This is a genomic window from Mycoplasma sp. 10961, assembly GCF_055523525.1.
The window spans coordinates 149,177-164,548 of record NZ_JBVFVD010000001.1 but is presented as its reverse complement, the minus strand read 5'-3'; the positions used below and the strand labels follow the sequence as shown (position 1 = coordinate 164,548).

The following is a 15,372-nucleotide window of genomic DNA, read 5'->3' as shown; positions in this document are numbered from 1 at the left end:
GAGATATTATGCCTAGAATTAAAAAAGATACTAAAGGAGCCCAAGTAAATAAAAGCCATCAAGGAGTTTTTTATGAACTTTTAAAAGTGAGTTCAGCACATAAAAAACTGCCATTTGAAGATATTGTGCAAATCTTCCAAACTGAAATTCAACGCGCGCTTAATAAATCATATGATCCAGATGCACAAATTGAGATCAGAGTAGATCATGAGAATTCAATTGCCAGAATTATTAATTTAAAAGGTAAAGTTATTGATGATCTTACTAATTCAAATTTTGAACAAGATGAAGATAAAAATATTTACTTTATTGATTTTTTGCTTTCGCAAGTTCCTGAAGACAAACGTGCTAATTATCAACCAGGTAGTGAAATAGAAATTGAATTTAAGTTTGATGATCTCGGAGAAAGATCACGTAAAGCTATTTTAAGTGGTTTTAAACAAGAATCTCGTTTATTAGAAAGATCACGCGTAAAAGAATTATTTGGCAATAAAATTGGTGAAAAATTCTTTGCTAAAGTTAATACCACTTTAAAACATGAATACGATATTGATATCTTCTACAATAATGAAGCATTTCGTGCTTTATTACCAAAGAAAAAAACACCACCACGTAAAACTTTAAACCCTGGAGCTGATATCAGAGTTATCTTAGAAAAAGTTAACTTAGAAAAAACTGCTACTCCGCTTGAAGTAACTATGCTTGATAAAAATGAAATTAAAGACACTTTAACTAAAGCAATTGTTGAAATACAACGTGGTGATCTAGAAATTGTTAGAATCAGAAGAAAATACGGAATTAGATCAAAAGTAGCCGTGCGTGTAAATCCAGAACGTAAGTTTGATTTTGATATTATTGGTTCAATCTTTGGGCAAAATGCCCAAAGAATCAATGATGCTTCAAAGGCAATTGGTGAATCAATTGACATTATTCGTTATTCAAATAATAAAAAAGAATTTATTTCTAATTCGCTTTCGCCTGTTGTCCCAGTTGATATTTTAGTAACCAAGGATCATAGGGCAGCATTTGCAATTGTTAAAGATGAAGATATAACTAGAGCAATTGGTAAAGATGGAATTAATATTGAATTAGCCTCAAAATTAACCGGTATTAAAATTAAAGTAAAAAGTATTCAACAAGCCAACGAACTTAATTTACCATATAATAAAGAAAAACTTAAAGAAACACAATCAAATAAATTATTAGATAAACAATTATTTAAAGCAACAAAGCCAAAACTTGGCAAACGTTCACAAGCTCAAGAATTATTGGATGTTAAAGAAATGAAACTTGCCTTGAGTAATTTTAGTGATGATTTACAATCATTTATTGATAATACTCTAAACACCCCCGAACAAGATAAAACTACCAGAAAAACAAAAACTCAAAGCCCTAAAAACGATGATATCAACAATCTGTTTTATAATCTAACTAATGAAATGAAAGATTCAGACCAAAGTATTGAGTCATATGAAGATTTAATGGCTACGAGCGATGAGGAGCAATGAGAGTACATTTTCAACCCTTCATTTGCAGATGAAAATGAAGTTTTTGATGATGAAAATTTTGAAAATAATGAATCAAAAACAAGTGGAGAACCTGTTAATGAAAATCCTAAAAAAGCAAAAAACCTTGTGCAAGTTTATAAAGGAATTAAAGATTTCAAAGTTGATAGTGATTTAGCTAGTTATGGATTATCTGAAAATCTTGACTTTGGTGATTTAGAAGATGAAAATTGATAAAATATTAACGAGAAAATGTATTGCAACAAATCAAATTCTTCCAGTACAAGATCTTGTAAGATTTGATTATCAAAAAAGCACTAATACGCTTGTAATTGATTGAAATAAAAATCTTAAGGGACGAGGCTGCTATTTCCTTCCAACGCAAGAAAATTGGAAATTAATTATCAAAAAAAGAGCCTTTAATCGCTCTTTAAGGTCTAACATATCAATGGATCAATATCAAGTTTTAGAAACACAGTTAAAGGAGTTAATATGAGCAAAAAACAAACCAGAATAAGTAATGTTAGTGACATTAAAGAACAATTACAAAATACAAAAACTGAGCTTAAAGATGGTGTTTTTGTATTTACCGGAAAAATGTCAATTATAGACTTTGCCCAAAGTACCAAGCTTAATGCTAATGATATTATTAAAAAATTCTTCCTAAAAGGTAAAATGTATAATTTAAACCAAATCCTTGATGAAGATGAAATTGCTGAATTGTGTATTGACAATGGCTTTGACTTCCAAAAAGCAACTAATATCGATGGAACTAATTTCCTTGATGAAGTATTATTTCAAGATCACCAAGATGATCTTGAAAAAAGATACCCAATTATTACCATCATGGGCCATGTTGACCATGGTAAAACAACATTAATTGATAAAATTAGAAATTCAAATATTGTTTCTACTGAATCTAGTGGTATTACCCAGCATACTGGTGCTTACCAAATTTCACATAAAAATAGCAAAATAACCTTTTTAGATACTCCTGGTCATGAAGCTTTTACCAAGATGAGAGCAAGGGGTGCCAAAGTAACTGATATTATTATTTTAGTTGTAGCAGCTGATGATGGAGTAATGCACCAGACCAAAGAAGCTATAGTTCATGCAAAAGCCGCAAATGTTCCAATCATTGTCTTTGTTAACAAAATGGATAAACCTAATAAAGATTTAGATCGTTTAAAAGGTGAGTTAGCTGAAAATGATGTAGTAATCGAAGAATATGGTGGGGATACCCAAATTGTCTATGGATCGGCTTTAAATGGAGATGGAATCACTGATTTATTTGATGCAATTATGCTCTTAGCTGATATTATGGATTTAAAAGCTAATCCAAATCGTTATCCAATTGGAACTATTATTGAATCAAGAATTGATAAAGGTTCAGGTGTTGTTTCAACTATTATTGTTGAAAATGGAACCTTAATCAAAGGAGACTTCATCGTTGCTGGTTCAAAATACGGAAGAATTCGAACTTTAGCAGATGCTCAAGGCGAACCACTTGATAAAGTAGTTCCTGGTTCTCCGGCTATTATTACAGGTCTAAATTATGCTCCTGATGCTGGTGATAAATTTGTCGGTTTTAACGATGAAAAATTTGCCAAGAAGCTAGCCAACGAAAAAGCCTTCGCTGATAAAATGAACTTTTTACATGATAAAAGCATAGCAGCCACCAATGCCGAAGGTAAAAAAGTTATTAACATTTTAATTAAAAGTGATGTGCACGGAACTGCCGAAGCTTTAAAAGGGCAAGTTAACTCACTTGAAAATGATGATGCCATTATTAAAGTTATTTCAGCAAGTGCTGGGCACGTTAATGGAAATGACCTTTTACTTGCCCAAGCCTCAAATGCAATTATTTTTGTCTTTAACTTAAAAACCCCAACCACAGTAAAGCAAAATGCTGCTTCGCAAGGGATTAGTTTAATTGAACATAATGTTATTTACAAAATTATTGAAGATTGCCAAAGTTTATTAGAAGGACAAAGAGCTCCAATTTATGAAGAACGTAAAATTGCTAGTGCTCACATTATTAAAGTCTTTTACTATTCAAAAGTGGGGCATATTGCCGGTTGTTTAGTAGACTCAGGTACAGTAAAAATGAATGCAAAAGTTAAAGTATACCGCAAGGGTAATTTAATTCACGAAGGAGTAATTGAGAGTTTACGCCGTGAATTAAATGATGTTAAAGAAGTAATTAAAGGAAAAGATTTTGGTACTCATATTAAAAATTTCAATGACATTGCAGAAGATGATGTGCTTGAATTTTTTGAAGACGTACGTATTAATTAAGACATAAAATGAATTTAGAAAAATATATTAAAGATGTTCCAAATTTCCCAAAACCAGGCATTATTTTTAAAGATGTAGCCCCTTTATTAGCAAATGCTAACGCTTTTAAAGCAAGCATCGATTTAATGGCTAGTTATCTTGATGATGTTAATGTAGTTATCTCGCCTGATGCTCGCGGTTTTTTATTTGGAACCCCCGCTGCATATGCTGCAAATAAACCATTTTTAATGGTCCGTAAACCAAATAAATTACCCGGTGAAGTGATTTCCCAAAAGTATGATTTAGAATATGGACAAAATACATTACAAATTCAAGCCAACCTCATAAAACCAGGCCAAAAAATCGCAATTATTGACGATGTTTTAGCAACTGGTGGAACCATTGATGCAATGATTAAATTAGTTGAATCACAAGGAGCAAGCGTTACTAAAATTGTTGTTTTAATTGAATTAACAAATCTTAAAGCATCTCAAAATTTTGATTCAAGTATTAAACTTTACTCATTAATTAAAGCTTAGCAAAAACCTGCCTTAAAGGCAGGTTTTATCTTATTCTTGGGATTTGGTTGGATATTTTAAAGTATATGAAGCACTAATATTGGTATCTAGGGTGTTTAAATAACTTAAATCATCTTCTTTAGCTTCATTAATAATGGCTCTAAGTTTTGAAGAAAATAAGATGGTATTTTTTTCATGATCAAAACTAAGTTCAATTGAACTAGGAATAACCATAGATGAACTTGATGAACCATAATAACTAAATACTTTAGTGTAAAAACTTATTTTTTCAGCAGCATTTGCTTTAACATTATTATAAGCTGCTTCAAAATCAGCTAAAGTAGGATATTCACTTTTTAACACATCTTCTTTTAATAACACTTCTTTAATAAACATACCTTGGCTATATGAAACTTCATCATAAGGTTTAAAACCGTTCAATTTATAAATATATTCAACTTGGGTATTTAACGTTTTACTACCTTTTGGATTTAAGATGAGTTTTAAATATAAAGTACCAGTTAAATCATTAGCATATGAATAAAATGATAAATTATATTTATCTTGATAGAAATTAAGTAAGCGACCTTTAGCATGATTTAAACCAAATAATTTCTCTTGGTTTAAATCACTAGTAATTAATTGTTTTTTTAGAATCAATTGATTGGCCCAAAAGTTTGTATCTCCTCGTGGGGTATTAACAGAGGATTGTAAATACATTGGACTACTTGCATACTTACTAGCATAAACAATTGTTTTATCAAAGTTACCAACCTCTAATTTAAATTGCCCTAATTCTTCTTTTAACAAAGTAACTTGATCATTATATGTTACTTGTTTAAAAACCTTAGCATCTTTCAGTTTTGTGGCTAAGAGCGGTATTGAACTAAATAGCACAAATAGTCCTGATCCAAATAATATTACTTTACGATAATTTAATTTTGCCATCTTATACTCCTAATAATCTTTGATTAATATTTTCAATTAATTCATTAATTCCTTTGTGTTTTTCAGCTGAAACAATGAAATAAGTAAAGTTACCATATTCTAAGTTAACTTGCTTAATTGATTTAAGCAAGTTTTGATAATCCTTTTGTCTTAGTTTATCACTTTTAGTATAAACAAGCACAAAAGGCATATTAATATTTAATAAATATTTAATTACTTGTGCATCATTTTTTAAAATTCCATGGCGCGAATCAATTAATAAATAAACACATTTTAAATTTTCCCTAGTTTCTAAATAATTCTCCACCATTAGCATCATTTGTTTTGATTGCTCAATTGAAATTTTAGCATAGCCATATCCAGGTAAATCCACAAGCACAGCCCCGTGATTATTTTCAAAAAAATTAATTAATTGTGTGCGACCTGGAGTTTTAGACACCCTAGCCATCTTTTTATTAAAAACAATTGCATTAATTAAACTACTTTTACCTACATTAGAGCGGCCCCAAAAAGCTATTTCATAGTTTTGATGCTCATAATAATTACTAGGATTTGTTGCTGATTTAACAAATTTAAACATTTTGCTCCTTAATTAATTTTAGTTCACTTGATGAATATTTTATGTATTCATGATCTGGAATAATTAAAATTGTTTCTAATTCTGGGTTAATAGATTTATTTTGACTGGCTAATTCAATTTCATAATTATAGTCTAAATTTTGCCTAGCTGATCTAATTAAATATTTAATTCCCAAATCTTGGGCAAGTTGTGCACTTAAGATTTGGGGATACGGGTTTAAAACAACTAAATTTTTAAATTCTTTAGTTTGGGATTTAATATAGTTAATATTCTTTATTATATCATTTTTCTCTTTTTTTGGATTTTGAGCAACTAAAAGAAATACTTGATCAAAAAGCTTTAAAGCTTTTTGTAGTATTTCTTTATGTCCTTGATGAAAAGGATCAAAACTACCAGCATATAATGCTTTTTTAACTCCCATTTTATTTACTATAAATTTTTAAAGCATTTTGTGCAATAACTAATTCTTCATTAGTCCTAATTACATAAATTGGAATTTGACTTGATTTTGTTGAAATTAAGGCAAAATCTTCAATATTTCCATTATTTGCCTTGCTACATAATTCTAAGGTTTTAAAATGTAATTTATTAATAATTTTCTCACGAATCATAGCCACATTCTCACCAATTCCAGCTGTAAAAACTATGCTATCAATGCTACCACCAAGTTTATTGAAGTAAATAGCACAATAATCCGCAATTTTTTGAGCATATAAATCAAGTGCAAAAATTGCATCTGGATTACCTTGCTCGGCAGCAGATCTAATATCACGCATATCACTTGAAACTCCGGATACTCCTAAAAGACCTGATTCTTTATTTAAAATATTGGTAAATGTATCAATACAAATTCCTTTTGATTTCATCACATATTGGTGAATTGAAGGATCAATATCACCGCTACGAGTTCCCATCATAATACCAGCTAGCGGAGTAAGTCCCATGCTGGTATCAAAGGATTGTGAATCTTTAATTGCACATAAACTTGCACCATTACCAAGGTGCAAGTTAATAAAAGTCACCTTTGATTTACCTAAAATATCTTGTAATTTTTGGGTAATATATTCATGGCTAATTCCATGAGCACCATATTTTTTAATATTTAATTCTTTTGCTAATTCTTTTTTAATTGGGTAAGTGTAATTCACTGGATCAATTGTGGTATGGAAGGCAGTATCAAAATCAGCTGATAGTTTTGCATTTGGAAAAATATCTTTAAAAGCATAAATAGCTTGCAAAGCACCAGGGTTATGTAATGGTGCATAGCTTGCATATTTATCAATAATTTTAATTAAATTTTCATCAACCTTAGCAGTTGTTTTAACTTCATCACCACCTTGCACAATCCGAAACCCAATAAACTCAATTTCGCTTTTATCTTTAATTAAATTAGCTTTTTGCATTAATTCATATAATAGTTCAACAGCCTTATGGTGATTTGGCATCTGTGCTTCTTTTTCAAATTTTTGACCATTATATTTCAAACTTAAATTACCTATAGGCAATGTGATTCTTTCAACTAATCCACTTGCAATCAAATCAAGTGAATCTTTATTAAATAAACTCATTTTAATTGAGCTACTTCCTGCATTAATAACTAAAACTTTTTGCATAATAATCTCCTTAAATGTAAAAAACCAAGATTTTGCAAAAATCTTGGTAAGAAAACTTTTTAAACTACTTTAATAAGTACTTCCTTAGAGTAATTTTCACCTCTAAGGTGGTCACGCTCAATATGAATAATTTCAATTTTTACGTTACCTTGGGTATGTTCACCATGTTTTTGACCACGGCGAAAACCTTTGATTAATCCTTCTAATTCTTCTAATGTATTTGATTTGGCAACAATTTCACCATTTGATAATAGTCTAGCCTTATATTTATACATAATTAACCTCCATATATCTATTAATATTATAGCATTTTTGTGCTAAGTTAGGTAAAAAATCTTATAAGATCTAATTTTTGGTTTGAATAATAATTTTCTTTGATTTTGTTATAATATTATACATTAATAAATATTGAATATAAAGGAGTATAATTTAACTATGAAATTTAAGAAATTAATTAAAAAAATCTCTGTTTTTTCACTCTTATCAATTACTACAGTTGCAGCATCATGTAGTTTTACTGAAAATCTTTTAACTGGAATTGGTTCAATTGCAGGTATTTTTAAAGATAAAAAAGATGATAAAGAACCAGCAGATCCCGGCACTGGTAACCAAAGAGAAATTACAGGGCCCCAAGAACCAAAACAAAGTGATCCAATTGAAATAAGCATCATTGGAACGCCACCTAAAAAAGATGAGGAACAAGATCCAAACCAAGGCAATGTACAAAATCCACCGCAAGATATAAATCCAGATAATGGTCAAACGCAAAAAGAAACACCAAATCAACAACCAAAAAAAGAAATTTATACAAATAAAGTACAAAACTTTTTACCAATTTCTGAGCAAGAAGTCGGATTTATTGGTACTTTAACACCTCAAGAAAAAGAGCAAGAACTCAAAAGACTTAATTCTACTTTATATACTTCACTTGATCAAGTACAAGTTAAAATGCGTAATAATGAACCATATTTAGAATATGTAGACCCTGAAATTGGTTTAATTTTCAGAGATTTTAGTTACCAAGCAAATGGAGAAACTAAATATTTACTTGGTAAAGAAGGATTATTGCAATTAGTCCATGAATTTAAACGTAAAATTCCTTATGGGCCAGAAATTCATGATCTGAAATCTATTTCAATTAATGATTTAGCAATTATTAATGAAAAAGTAAATGGACTTTATATGCCTAATTCACGGAGAATGTTTGTTAATGGTCTAAATGCTCAAGAAAAAGGCTTTGATACTTATCAAATTATTGGTAATTTAATGCCAACAATTTTCCATGAATATATGCACCACTGAGTTACAGTGTATGCTGAGACAGGATTAATTGAAGATCCTAAAGCACAAGTGACTGAAGCTAAATCTAAAGATATTAATAAACGTCAGTTAACTGAAGTTTATTATAACCCAGGAACTACCCAAGAAAATGTTGATCATTCACATGGAGCAAGACAATTTTGAAACTCATATTTTACCGCTAATTTTTATAGTTTATTAAATTATGATGTTACGAAAAAAACCTATATTGAAGATGAAGTCTTAGAAAAACTAGGCGTTAATTCTCGTGTTAAAGAAACTTTAATCTACAGTAATTTATCATTGAATGATATTTGACGCTTAGCTAATGAACTAACTACTCCTGCTCATTTAGTTGGTAATGATAATATTAGCCAGGTAATGAGTGTTAGTCCAAGTGGTTTATTCAAAACAACTAAATCAAGAATTAAATACAACTTTTCTTTAACTGAATTAGTGCCACGTGAATATACTAAATATGCCTATGAATCATATTTTTCAATTGATGAAGAAAATGAAAGTTATGATAATGAGGCCGCCAGAAAAAGCACCATTAACTGATTTGGATCAAGATACTTTACTAATTCAGAAGGTGAGTATCAAGGGATTAGAACCTTTTCACCTTCTGGTAATGCCGAGGATTGATCATATACATATTTAAATAACTTTGATTCATTACGTCGCCAAGGTTGATTCCAAAATGGTGAAGGTCATAATAAATATGATAATAGTCCTAAGTTTAATGCCACTGTTTTACCAAACTCAGTCTTTGATATCAATAAATATCGTGTCGTTGAGAAAACAAAGCAAAAACAAGAAAGAGTTCAAACAATCTTTGGACACACTCAAACAGTTACTCGAACCGTTGAAGTACCTGGAGAATTACCTGAAGCTAAAACTAAAAATCGCTCAGTTGATTTTTACAAAGTATTTTTAGAAACTATGGGATATGGCAAAACAATTAGTCAAATCTTTACCAAAAATGAATTAAGAAATAACGATAGAGGTATTGAAAATACTAATACTAGTTATCCAACCTTAATAAAATTCTCTGGTTATTTGGCAGAAAATACTAAAGCAACAGGATTAGTTTTAAAAGATCAAACTGGCAAAATTTATGAACAAAGCTTATTTGAGACTACTAAAACATTCAATTTCTTTGGTCATAAAGATATTGACGAAGGTGCAAAAATGTCCGAAGATGGTCAAAATCCTTCAACAAATCGCCAAAAACAAATTCAAAATCGTTTATATCCTGCTGATGCAGGATATAGCCAAAACTTTGTGAGTTATATCACCAAAAACTTCATGGATGTTAAAGATAATTCAACAATTCATTTATGGTATGATACCAATCAAGATGGCAAAGCAACTGATGATGAATTACTAACATATAATATTACCTTACCAACTCAAAGAGCTGTTTCAACCCAAAGATCAACTAATGTAACAACCAGCAACTTTGAAAAATTTATTATTGAGAATAACAATAACCAAGCAACGATAAGAAAGCTTAAACCATAATGTCATGAGATTTTAATGATATTAAAGTGGGCTCAATTGTAAATGTGCAAGCTTACAAACATAATGGATTTTTATACCGCCAGTGAACTAATGCTAAAATCTTATTTCATAACCCCCGCCATATTGTTTTATCTTTAAAAGGTGCAAGGGTTATTGAAAATATTAAAGGTCGCAAGGGATGATCATATAAAGATGATGCTTTATGATTCATCCCAAAAGCAAGTTTTTATAATTCAATTATGATGTTTCGTGATGGAGCAAAATGTTATTATATTAATTTAGCTTCGTACCCAATTTATGAAGATAATACCATTAAATTTATTGATTATGATTTGGATATTAAACATTATCCAAATAAAGAATTGCAAATTGTAGATAAAGAAGAATTTGAAGAAAATGCCCGTAAGTTCAATTATGGTCCATTAATCAAAGAAGCAATTTTAAACGAAATTCAAAACATCATTTGAATGTATAATAACGATTCATATTTCTTTAGTAGCAATATCATTGATTATTATCTAGATATCATGTTTAAAGATAAATTATTAACCCAAAAGCAATATAATGAATATAAGCATAATAAAGAACACAGTTATTTTGAAGAGTCACAAATGTTGCAAGTATTGCGAAATTATAAGAAAAAAACTTTTCCAAAATAAAACAGATCAAAGTAATTTGATCTGTTTTTAAATATAATAACCAGCTTCTACTAATAGATTTTTATATAATGCCCTTAAATTCATATCTAAATTATAATCAACTAATAATAAATATTTTTTTAAATTATGATATGAAGCCCAAATTGCATTCAAATATTCCACGCTCATTAGTTTTCGAGGATTACAATGCTTTTTACACACAAAACCAGCTTCATAAAAGTCAAATGAAACTAAATTGCGGTTTTCTCCACATTCTCAACATGATTCAAAACTGGGATTTATTCCAAAATAATATAAACTTTGAGCATAAAAAAACGTCAAAATCTTGAGAGTACACCCTTTAGTTAAATAATCAAATACTTTTAAATATAAATCATATAAATGGTTTACTTCTCTAATATACATTAAAACTTTTTTGATTTTTTTAAAAAAATACACTCTTTGCACCTGCGTAAGATCATACATTTTTAATAAATATGCTTTTTTTAACCGCCCAGTTTTTCCTTTTAATCTTGCCGAAAAATATTCAATTTCTACAAGGCTACCAAGTTGTAAATTAGCACGATTTTTCGATAAAGGCTTATCAATACCACTAGCTACTAGTCTTAAAACCCCGTAGTTAGTAAAAAAACTAACTACGTGGTTATTATCATTACGTAATTCAATTTCTAATACAATTGCTTTAGCCACAATATTTGCCATAAAAAGTCTCCTAATAATCAACAATATTATTTGTTAAATTATAATTATAATTTATAATATAAAAATATAAATAATAAGTTTTTATTTTATAAATTATACAAAGGGGATTTATGAACATAAATCAAGTCAAAGAACTATTTATTAACATCTTAACCTCCACACCAGGAATTAAGGAAATTCATCCAGTTTCCAAAACCATGAATGTGGTGGCACAAGTTAATTATGAAGATTTAATTGAAGTTTTTCAATTAGATAATATTTGAAGTTTCAAAGCTTCAATCTCAATTTTAGCTGGGGTGCAAGCCAATGAATTAATTATGGAGATAAACCAAAAACTTAGTTATGAATTTAAATTAACAAAACAAAAACTGAAAAACTTAACAATTACTATTAAAGGAGTAATTTATGAATAAACCAATTTTTCTTGATTCACTAACTTTTGCCAATATGATGATTTCAGGAGCCTATTCATTACAAAATTCAAAAAATAAAATTGATGCATTAAATGTCTTTCCAGTACCTGATGGTGATACTGGAACCAACATGTCTTCCACTTTTAGTTCAATTGTTTCAAAACTTAAAACAGTTGATGCAACTACACCTATTTCAGAAGCAACAAAATTAGTCTCAACAGCCATGATTTATGAAGCTCGTGGTAATTCAGGAGTTATTTTAAGCCAAATCTTTAAGGGTTTTGCATTAGGCTCTGAAGGCAAAGATTCTTTAAGTTTACCTGAATTTTTAAAGGCCCTGCAAGCAGCTGTTGAAAGAGCTTATAAATCAGTTTTTAAACCAGTTGAAGGAACTATCTTAACTGTGATTAGAGAAACCGTTGAAGCAATTGTTAAAGAATATCAAGATACTAGTGATCCAAATATTACCTTACAAGAAGTTTTTGGTAAATTATTAAAGTATTGCCGCCAAAGCTGCGATGAAACACCTAATAAACTTAAGATCTTACGTGAAGTTGGAGTAACAGATTCAGGGGGCGAAGGATTATACAAAATCTTTTGAGGCATTAATGAATATTTAAATAATCGCCCAGTTGAAATATCTTCACAAAATGAAGATATTTCAATCTTTGTTAGCGATAGTGAAGTTTATGAAGGTGAATTTGGATATTGTACTGAAGTTTTAATCCAATTAGATGATTGGCAAAACTTTGATAAAGATGCTTTAACTAAAGAAATAGAAAAATTAGCTAATTCTTTAGTAATTGTGACCGATGATGAAATTCTCAAAGTCCATGGTCATACAAAAGTACCTGGTGAATTTCTAACACTTTTACAAAAGTATGGTGAATTTATTAAAATTAAATCTGAAAACATGACCTTGCAAGCTAATAATTCAAAAGCAAATAGTGAAAAACTTCAAAATGCAAAAGAATCAGAAGATCGCCAAAAATGTGGGGTAGTTTCATGTAATGTTGGTCAAGGAATTATTGACAAAATGTATGAACTAGGAGCTAATTTTGTCGTGGAAGCTGGCGAAACCAAAAACCCATCAGCACAAGAAATTATTAATGCAATTGACAATGTTAATGCTGAAACAGTATTTGTTTTCCCAAATTCTTCAAATGCTATTTTAGTAGCCCAGCAAGCTGCCCAAGTTGTGGATGATAAAAATGTCATTGTGATTCCTACTAAAAGCCAAATTCAAGGTTTAAGTGCCATTATTAATTTTAGCCCTGAACTTGATTTTGAGGATAATAATGAATTAATTAGCGATGCAATTAACGATGTAGCCTGGGGAGAAATTACAGTTGCAGTTCGTAATACAACTATTAATGGTATTAATATTCAAAGTGGTAATTATTTATCAATTTTAAATGGTAAGATAATTGCAGCTAGCAAAACGGAAAAAGAAGCCTTAAGGATTTTAAGCACTAAAATGATTAAAGGATCAAGTGAAATAATCAGTATTTATTATGGTGAAGATGGCTCAGCTACTAGTTCCCAAGATTTAGCTAATTATTTAGAAACGCGGTACGAAATTGACGTGCAAATTACCGAAGGAAATCAACCTAATTATCACTATTTAATAGGAGTTGAATAAGATGAAACATATTGTAATTGATATTAATGGCTTAGATCATGGACCACAAGCCTATTTTGAAGCTTGCCAAGAATTTTTGATAAATCACCAAGATTTAAAACTCACTTTAATTGGTGATTTATCTAAGTTATCAATTAAAGAAATTAATCCGCAAATATCTTTAATTGATAATAACCATAAAAATAGTGATCCAAAAAACCTGAGGCAAAATTTAAAAGAACCAACATCCATGAACCAGGCTATTACAATGCTGCAAGAAAACCAGGCTCAAGGCATTATCTCAGGTGGTGAAAGTGGCAATTATATTACGGCATTAACCTTTAAAGTTGGTCGCTTACCTGAAATTGATCGCCCCGCCTTTATGCCAATACTCAGCGCTTTAAATCAGCGTAAAATCTTATTTTTAGATGTTGGTGCTAATTTACAAGTTAAACCTGAATACTTGCACCAATGAGCTAAATTAGCACAAATTTTTAGCCAAAAAATGTTTCAGGTCAAAAATCCTCAAATCACCTTATTAAATATCGGTACTGAGGATTATAAAGGATTTGAAACAACGATCCAAGCAGCAAAATTGCTGCAAGAGGATCCTGAGCTAAATTACATTGGTTTTAGCGAACCAAGAGATTTATTAAAAGGCAATTACGACATAGCCATCATTGATGGCTATGGTGGGAATTTAATCCTAAAAAGTTTTGAAGGAGCGATTTTATCCTTCAAAGATGCAATTAAAGAAGGAGCTTTAAAAAGGCTCAGAACTAAACTTGGTGCATTATTATTAAAACCAGTTTTCAAAGATATTATGAAAAAATTAGATTATCGTAATTCTGGAGCAGCTTGAATCATAGGCTTACAAAAACCCGCTTTGAAAATCCATGGTTCAAGTGATAAAATTGCCATTTTATATGCACTAGACCAAATGTACCAAGCAATTGATAATAATTTAATCAACGAATTCAAAGGAGAAACTAATGCAAACTAACAATCAAGAATACCAAATTAAACTAGAAAAATTTTTAGAAACAATTAATATTAAACCAGCTGATATAACTTTATATATTAAAGCTACAACCCATAAATCATTTAGCAACCAAGATGATCAACCTAGTGATGTCAACTATGAAAACTTAGAATTCTTAGGAGATTCAACTTTAGGTTTTGTAGTCTCATCATACATTTTAAAAACAAATCCAAAAATTAGCCAAGGATTATTAACTCGTTACCGTGCTGTAATTGTTGAAACTAAGATGCTATCAATGATTAGCCAAAAACTAGGTTTACCAGAATTATTACGTACAGGTCCTGGTAAAATGCACCAAGATGTAATTAATTCACCAAAGGTTCAAGCCGATGTGCTTGAAGCTTTAATTGGTGCAATTTACCTAGACCATGGTCTTAGCGATGCTATCATGTTTATTAAAAAATTCATTTTAGTTGAAGTAAAGGATAAAAACCTAATTAATTTAACTGATTTAAAAGATCCAAAAACTAAATTGCAAGAATTATTCCAAAGTATGAGTAAAGAAAATGTGACTTACCAAACTCAAGAATTAGGACATCAAGAATTTGAAGCTAAAGCAATTCATGAAAAAAATGTTTATGGATCAGGAAAAGGAAGATCAAAAAAAGAAGCAGAAAGCCAAGCAGCCCAAGCTGCTTTAGAAAAATTGCAAAAATTAAAAGGTTAATTAC

16 protein-coding genes are annotated in these 15,372 nt (G+C 29.9%); 10 read left to right on the top strand and 6 right to left on the bottom strand.

Features of this window, described 5'->3' with window-relative positions:
• The first annotated feature begins 8 nt into the window (after positions 1 to 8).
• The 4 genes from AC0B4T_RS00720 to AC0B4T_RS00705 are packed head-to-tail and all read left to right on the top strand — an operon-like array spanning position 9 to position 4,321.
• On the top strand, positions 9 to 1,742 hold the full coding sequence (locus AC0B4T_RS00720; protein ID WP_465102724.1) for a NusA N-terminal domain-containing protein: 1,734 nt from the start codon (positions 9 to 11) through the stop codon (positions 1,740 to 1,742).
• Positions 1,729 to 2,022: a YlxR family protein gene (locus tag AC0B4T_RS00715; RefSeq protein ID WP_465102723.1), complete on the top strand. Its 294-nt coding sequence runs from the start codon at positions 1,729 to 1,731 to the stop codon at positions 2,020 to 2,022. Before AC0B4T_RS00720 ends, AC0B4T_RS00715 begins: the two co-directional genes overlap by 14 nt.
• Positions 1,998 to 3,803, top strand: coding sequence for a translation initiation factor IF-2 (gene infB / locus AC0B4T_RS00710; RefSeq protein ID WP_465102722.1), 1,806 nt, complete (start codon positions 1,998 to 2,000; stop codon positions 3,801 to 3,803). Before AC0B4T_RS00715 ends, infB begins: the two co-directional genes overlap by 25 nt.
• Before the next feature lie 8 nt (positions 3,804 to 3,811).
• Positions 3,812 to 4,321, top strand: coding sequence for an adenine phosphoribosyltransferase (locus AC0B4T_RS00705; RefSeq protein WP_465102721.1), 510 nt, complete (start codon positions 3,812 to 3,814; stop codon positions 4,319 to 4,321).
• Positions 4,322 to 4,351: 30 nt separating this feature from the next.
• On the opposite strand, the gene AC0B4T_RS00700 is transcribed toward AC0B4T_RS00705, so the two are convergent.
• From AC0B4T_RS00700 to AC0B4T_RS00680, 5 genes are read right to left on the bottom strand one after another with little or no spacing between them, the layout of a single operon-like run.
• Complete coding sequence (locus tag AC0B4T_RS00700; protein ID WP_465102720.1) at positions 4,352 to 5,248, bottom strand: MAG1430 family protein; 897 nt, start codon at positions 5,246 to 5,248, stop codon at positions 4,352 to 4,354.
• A gap of 1 nt (position 5,249) precedes the next feature.
• Positions 5,250 to 5,828, bottom strand: coding sequence for a ribosome biogenesis GTP-binding protein YihA/YsxC (gene yihA, locus AC0B4T_RS00695; RefSeq protein ID WP_465102719.1), 579 nt, complete (start codon positions 5,826 to 5,828; stop codon positions 5,250 to 5,252).
• A complete protein-coding gene (coaD, locus tag AC0B4T_RS00690) occupies positions 5,821 to 6,249 on the bottom strand; it encodes a pantetheine-phosphate adenylyltransferase (RefSeq protein ID WP_465101904.1) in 429 nt (142 codons plus the stop codon). Before coaD ends, yihA begins: the two co-directional genes overlap by 8 nt.
• Before the next feature lies 1 nt (position 6,250).
• Positions 6,251 to 7,441 carry an acetate/propionate family kinase gene (locus AC0B4T_RS00685; protein ID WP_465102718.1) on the bottom strand — a complete coding sequence of 397 codons (1,191 nt, stop codon included), beginning with the start codon at positions 7,439 to 7,441 and terminating at the stop codon, positions 6,251 to 6,253.
• 59 nt (positions 7,442 to 7,500) lie between these two features.
• Positions 7,501 to 7,716, bottom strand: a complete 216-nt coding sequence (locus AC0B4T_RS00680; protein ID WP_465101906.1) for an MAG6790 family protein — start codon at positions 7,714 to 7,716, stop codon at positions 7,501 to 7,503.
• Positions 7,717 to 7,876: 160 nt separating this feature from the next.
• Here AC0B4T_RS00680 and AC0B4T_RS00675 point away from each other — a divergent pair, with 160 nt between their 5' ends.
• Positions 7,877 to 10,264 carry an MYPU_1760 family metalloprotease gene (locus AC0B4T_RS00675; protein ID WP_465102717.1) on the top strand — a complete coding sequence of 796 codons (2,388 nt, stop codon included), beginning with the start codon at positions 7,877 to 7,879 and terminating at the stop codon, positions 10,262 to 10,264.
• Entirely contained in the window at positions 10,264 to 10,923 is a 660-nt protein-coding gene (locus AC0B4T_RS00670) for a DUF402 domain-containing protein (RefSeq protein ID WP_465101909.1), read from the top strand. Before AC0B4T_RS00675 ends, AC0B4T_RS00670 begins: the two co-directional genes overlap by 1 nt.
• A 27-nt stretch (positions 10,924 to 10,950) precedes the next feature.
• Here the strand turns inward: AC0B4T_RS00670 and recO are convergent, their stop codons facing one another.
• Positions 10,951 to 11,625 (bottom strand): DNA repair protein RecO, encoded by a 675-nt coding sequence (gene recO, locus AC0B4T_RS00665; RefSeq protein WP_465102716.1) that lies wholly within the window; start codon positions 11,623 to 11,625, stop codon positions 10,951 to 10,953.
• A gap of 110 nt (positions 11,626 to 11,735) precedes the next feature.
• On the opposite strand from recO, the gene AC0B4T_RS00660 reads away from it, so the two are divergent.
• Genes AC0B4T_RS00660 through rnc form a run of 4 tightly spaced genes read left to right on the top strand, consistent with a single transcriptional unit; the run spans position 11,736 to position 15,368 of the window.
• Positions 11,736 to 12,038, top strand: coding sequence for a hypothetical protein (locus tag AC0B4T_RS00660; RefSeq protein ID WP_465102715.1), 303 nt, complete (start codon positions 11,736 to 11,738; stop codon positions 12,036 to 12,038).
• The gene (locus AC0B4T_RS00655) at positions 12,031 to 13,680 is read left to right on the top strand and encodes a DAK2 domain-containing protein (protein WP_465102714.1); all 1,650 of its coding nucleotides are present in this window, start codon (positions 12,031 to 12,033) and stop codon (positions 13,678 to 13,680) included. Before AC0B4T_RS00660 ends, AC0B4T_RS00655 begins: the two co-directional genes overlap by 8 nt.
• A gap of 1 nt (position 13,681) precedes the next feature.
• Complete coding sequence (gene plsX, locus AC0B4T_RS00650) at positions 13,682 to 14,662, top strand: phosphate acyltransferase PlsX (protein WP_465102713.1); 981 nt, start codon at positions 13,682 to 13,684, stop codon at positions 14,660 to 14,662.
• The gene (gene rnc / locus AC0B4T_RS00645; RefSeq protein WP_465101775.1) at positions 14,652 to 15,368 is read left to right on the top strand and encodes a ribonuclease III; all 717 of its coding nucleotides are present in this window, start codon (positions 14,652 to 14,654) and stop codon (positions 15,366 to 15,368) included. Before plsX ends, rnc begins: the two co-directional genes overlap by 11 nt.
• Positions 15,369 to 15,372: the final 4 nt, after the last annotated feature.